Source organism: uncultured Cardiobacterium sp., from assembly GCF_938028185.1.
Lineage (GTDB): Bacteria > Pseudomonadota > Gammaproteobacteria > Cardiobacteriales > Cardiobacteriaceae > Cardiobacterium.
Genome location: NZ_CALJAH010000373.1, coordinates 1 through 4,350, shown reverse-complemented (window position 1 = coordinate 4,350; position 4,350 = coordinate 1). Strand labels below are relative to the sequence as shown.

The 4,350-nt window shown below is 64.5% G+C and carries 4 protein-coding genes; 1 reads left to right on the top strand and 3 read right to left on the bottom strand.

All coding sequences use genetic code 11. From position 1 onward, the window contains the following. The 3 genes from rsxC to rsxA all read right to left on the bottom strand — a co-directional run. A partial coding sequence (gene rsxC, locus Q0349_RS10965) for an electron transport complex subunit RsxC (RefSeq protein WP_298080985.1) occupies positions 1–2,025 on the bottom strand: 2,025 nt, incomplete at its 3' end. Continuing rightward, entirely contained in the window at positions 2,022–2,582 is a 561-nt protein-coding gene (rsxB, locus tag Q0349_RS10960; protein ID WP_366916319.1) for an electron transport complex subunit RsxB, read from the bottom strand. The genes rsxB and rsxC, both read right to left, overlap by 4 nt. After that, positions 2,573–3,130: an electron transport complex subunit RsxA gene (gene rsxA, locus Q0349_RS10955; RefSeq protein ID WP_298080986.1), complete on the bottom strand. Its 558-nt coding sequence runs from the start codon at positions 3,128–3,130 to the stop codon at positions 2,573–2,575. Before rsxA ends, rsxB begins: the two co-directional genes overlap by 10 nt. A gap of 224 nt (positions 3,131–3,354) precedes the next feature. Between rsxA and Q0349_RS10950 the strand changes: the two genes are divergently transcribed. Beyond that, positions 3,355–4,020, top strand: coding sequence for an HAD-IA family hydrolase (locus tag Q0349_RS10950; protein ID WP_298080983.1), 666 nt, complete (start codon positions 3,355–3,357; stop codon positions 4,018–4,020). Positions 4,021–4,350: the final 330 nt, after the last annotated feature.

The following is a 4,350-nucleotide window of genomic DNA, read 5'->3' as shown; positions in this document are numbered from 1 at the left end:
TCCCCAACCCTCCCCCGCTGCGGACGCTGGCGCGTCCTGCGAGGGAGGGAGTACTTCGGTGCGGGAAGCGGGAGCGGTGGAGGTTTCGGCTTTTTCGTTTTGCGCGGCAAGGCGTTCGGCACGGCGTGCAGCGGCGCGCGCTTTGGCCGCTTCGATGGCGGCAGTTTTGCCGGGGTCGGATGGGAGTTGATGGGGGGCAGGAACGGTTGTAACCGGGTTGTAGGTCGGGCATTCATGCCCGATGTTGTTGTCGGCCATAAATGGCCGACCTACGTCTGTTGCGGTATTCGCATCGGCGGTATGCGGACGAACCCCACCCCCGTCCCCTCCCCCACAGGGGGAGGGGGGCAGATTGGCGGGTGTTTTGGCTTCACTGTTTTGCGCGGCAAGGCGTTCGGCACGGCGGGCAGCGGCACGGGCTTTCGCCGCTTCGATAGCGGCGGTTTTGTCGTCGGAAGCTGCGCTGCTTTGTCGGCTGCCCTCCACGGGGGGAGGGGGCATCATTGTGGGGGAAGCAGCAACGGCGGGTTTGGCCGGGGTGTAGCGTTCCGGTTTGTCGGCGGCGGGGTTTTGTTGGAGTTTGGCGCGGCGCGCGTCCATTTGTGCTTGTCGTTCTGCCGCTTCGCGCTCTAAGCGAGCGGTGCGGGCTTCGTGGCGGGCGCGGGCGTGTTCGGCGGCGCGGGTTTTGTCATCAGCCGCGCGAATCGCCCCTTTGCTGTGGCGGTAGTATTGGACGAGCGGGATGGCCGACGGGCAGACGGCGGCGCAGATGCCGCATTCGATGCAGTCGAAGAGGCGGTATTGTTTGAGGCGTTTGTGTTCGTCGCTTTGGCTGTACCAGAGGAGTTGTTGCGGCAAGAGTTCCATCGGGCAGGCGTCGGCGCAGCGCGAGCAGCGGATGCACGGGCTTTCTTCGGCGGGCTCGATCGCGGGCAGGAGCAGCAGACTGTTGCCGGTTTTTTGTAGTGGGGTGTCGGCGCTTGTGATTTGGTAGCCCATCATCGGCCCGCCGATGATGTAGCGGTTGTCGCCGGTTTCGCCGCCTGCCTGATTGATGAGGTCGCGCGCTGGTGCGCCGGTGCGGATGCGCAGCACTTGTGGCTGTTTGACGCCTTCGCCGCTGATGGTGGTGTAGCGTTCGGTCAGGGGTTCGCCACGGATGACGGCGTCATATACGGCTTTCATGGTGCCGCTGTTGTGGCAGATGAGGCCGTAGTCGCTGGCGTGTTGGTCAGCGGGGACGCGCACGCCAAGCAGTAGTTCAAAGAGTTGGCGCGCGTTGCCGGAGGGGTAGCGGGTGGGGACGCTGCTGATTTGGATGCGCGGGTCATTGAGGTCGGCGGCGGCGCGTTCGAGGGCGGCGATGGCTTGCGGTTTGTCGTCTTCGATGCCGAAGTGGATGTGTTCGGCGCCGAGGATTTTGGCGGCGATTTGCGCGCCGTTGATGATGTCGGCGGCGTTTTCGCGGATTTGTAGGTCGTCGCAGGTGATGTAGGGTTCGCATTCGGCGGCGTTGATGACCAGTGTGTTCGCCGGGTGACCGAGTTTGCGCGCGGTGGGGAAGCCCGCGCCGCCGAGGCCGACGATGCCGCAGGCGGCGATGCGTTCGCGCAGGGTGTCGGCGTCGGTGGTTTCGGGGTCGAGTGCGGGCAGGGGCGGCACGGCTTCGTCTTTGCCGTCGCTTTCCAGGATGAGGTGCGGCACGGGCTGGTTCGCCGGGTGCATTTCCGGGCGCGGCTCAATGGCACGGATGGTGCCGGAGGTGGGCGCGTGTATGGGCGCGTCCTGGCTATTGACGGGTTCGGCGAGGAGTTGGCCGCGCAGGACGCGCTCGCCGGGCGCGACTTTGGCGAGGTAGGCGCTGCCGTCGCGCTGGCGCAGGCTGATGGCGTATTCGGCGCTCAAGGCGGCTTCGCGGCTGGGCGCGCCGGTGCTCATGCTTTTGTGGCGCGGCGGGGTGATGTGCAGGCCGCCGTGAAAGTGGTTTTTGGGCGGCAGCAGGCAGGCGAGGAGTTTTTTGATCATGTGGGGTGGTTGGGGTCTTGCGGTTTGTCCCAGTTCCATTTTTGGTCGCGCGGCTTCATGATGATGCAGTTCACCGGGCAGGGGTCCACGCAGAGGCGGCAGCCGGTGCATTCGTCGCTGATGATGGTGTGCATTTTTTGGTTGCTGCCGAGGATGGCATCGACCGGGCAGGCTTTGATGCATTTGGTGCAGCCGATGCACCAGTCTTCGATGATGAATGCCACTTGTGGCGCGGTTTCTTCGCCGTTTTCGGCGTCCAGCGGTTTGGCTTCAACGCCGAGCAGTTCGGCGAGTTTTTCCACGCCTTCCTGGCCGCCGGGCGGGCAGCGGTTGATGTCCGCCTCGCCTTTGGCGATGGCTTCGGCGTAGGGTTTGCAGCCGGGGAAGCCGCATTGGCCGCACTGGGTTTGCGGCAGGATGGCGTCGATTTTTTCGACGAGCGGGTCGCCTTCGATTTTGTATTTTTGCGCGAAGTAGCCGAGCAGCAGGCCGCAGAGGGCGACGATGCCGAGCAGCATCAGCAGGGCGCCGGTGAGCGCCAGCGCGGTCATGCCCATCCGCCGAATCCCATGAAGGCGATGGCAAGGATGCCTGCGGTCATCAGTGCGGCGGGCGTGCCTTTGAAGGGCGCGGGGACGTCGGCGGCGTCCAGGCGTTCGCGCAGGGCGGCGAAGATGATGAGGACGAGGGTGAAGCCGACGGCAGCGCCGAAGCCGTAAAGCGCGGATTGGAGCAGGTTGTGGTGCTGGTTGGCGTTCAGTAGGGCGACGCCGAGGACGGCGCAGTTGGTGGTAATCAGCGGCAGGTACACGCCGAGGAGGCGGTGCAGTACCGGGCTGGTCTTGGCGATGAACATTTCGGTGAGGCCGACGAGGACGGCGATGGCGACGATGAAGCTGATGGTGCGCAGGTAGCGCAGGCCGAAGGGTTCGAGGAGGTAGGTGTCGAGCAGGTAGGCGCTGACGGCGGAGAGGGTGAGGACGAAGGCGGTGGCCAGCCCCATGCCGAGCGCGGTGTCGATTTTGCGCGACACGCCCATGAACGGGCAGAGGCCGAGGAATTGGGAGAGGACAAAATTGTTGACGAGGACGGTCGAGAGGATGATGTAGGAATAGCTGTGTTGCACGGTGTCGGCGGGGGTAGGTGGATGGCGGTATTGTAAGGGATTGGCGGCAGCCGTGCGGTTGATTCGGGGCAAGGGCGGATGCAGGTTTTTTGATGGTGGCGGGGGTGAAGGTTTTTGTGAAATCAGCCGGTCGGCTACAAGTTGTGAAGGTATCCGGCGGCTGGCATACACTGCGGCGGAAAATGCTACGAAGGAGAAAAGTCATGCCACTACATACCATTCTGTTTGATTTTGACGGCACCCTCGCCGACAGCGCCTCATGCGCCATCATCGCCACTCAACAGGCGTTCCGCGACCATCAACTGCCCGTGCCGCCCGATGCCGCCATCGTGCAGCAAATGGGCATCCCGATTGAGCGCTGTTTCCGCACGCTTGGCGCCACCGCGCTGGATGACGCGGCCTTCGCCACCTTGCTCGCCACCTTTCGCCAGCACTACGCTGCCGCCGCCAACACGCACATCCGCCTGTATCCCGGCATCGCCGGACTGCTCGCCGCGCTCCGGGCGCAGGAGCGGCAAACCGGCATCATCAGCAGCAAAAAAGGCGCCATTCTCCGCGCCAACTGCGATGCGCTCGGCATCAGCGCGCAGATAGATGTCTTCATCGGCTCGGACGACGTCGCCCACTACAAACCGCATCCCGACGGTATCACCCGCGCCCTCGCCCGGCTTGACCGCCCCGCCGCCAGCGCCATTTACATCGGCGATGCCACCACCGACATTGAGGCAGGACGCGCTGCGGGCGTCCAAACCTGCGCTGTCACCTGGGGCGCACATGACGCGACCACCCTCGCCGCCGCCCGCCCGGATACGCTGGTGCATGACGTCGCCGCCCTGCAACACCTGCTGTTGTCGTCAATGGCACGGTAGCAGGGTTGGGGGAATAGAAAACCGCCTGCCTGCGGCACACGCCCAACAGACCTTGTTCCGTCACCGCCCGAACAGGTTACTGCGAGCGGTTATGCGCGTTCCTCGTCAATCGCCCCTACGGCTTGTTTTTAACTGCCGTAGGGTTTGTGGTGACGCAGCCGACACGCACGCGGGGAAGCAGTCGCTGATGCGGATGGTTTACTGCCCCCACCCCGACCCTCCCCCACGGGGGAGGGGGCAGTTTGGTGGGTGACCGCAGAGCCAGGGTTGCATTGTAAACAGCCCCTTGACGGCGCATCGGCTGTGACGGTGGGACACAAGCCTCACCCT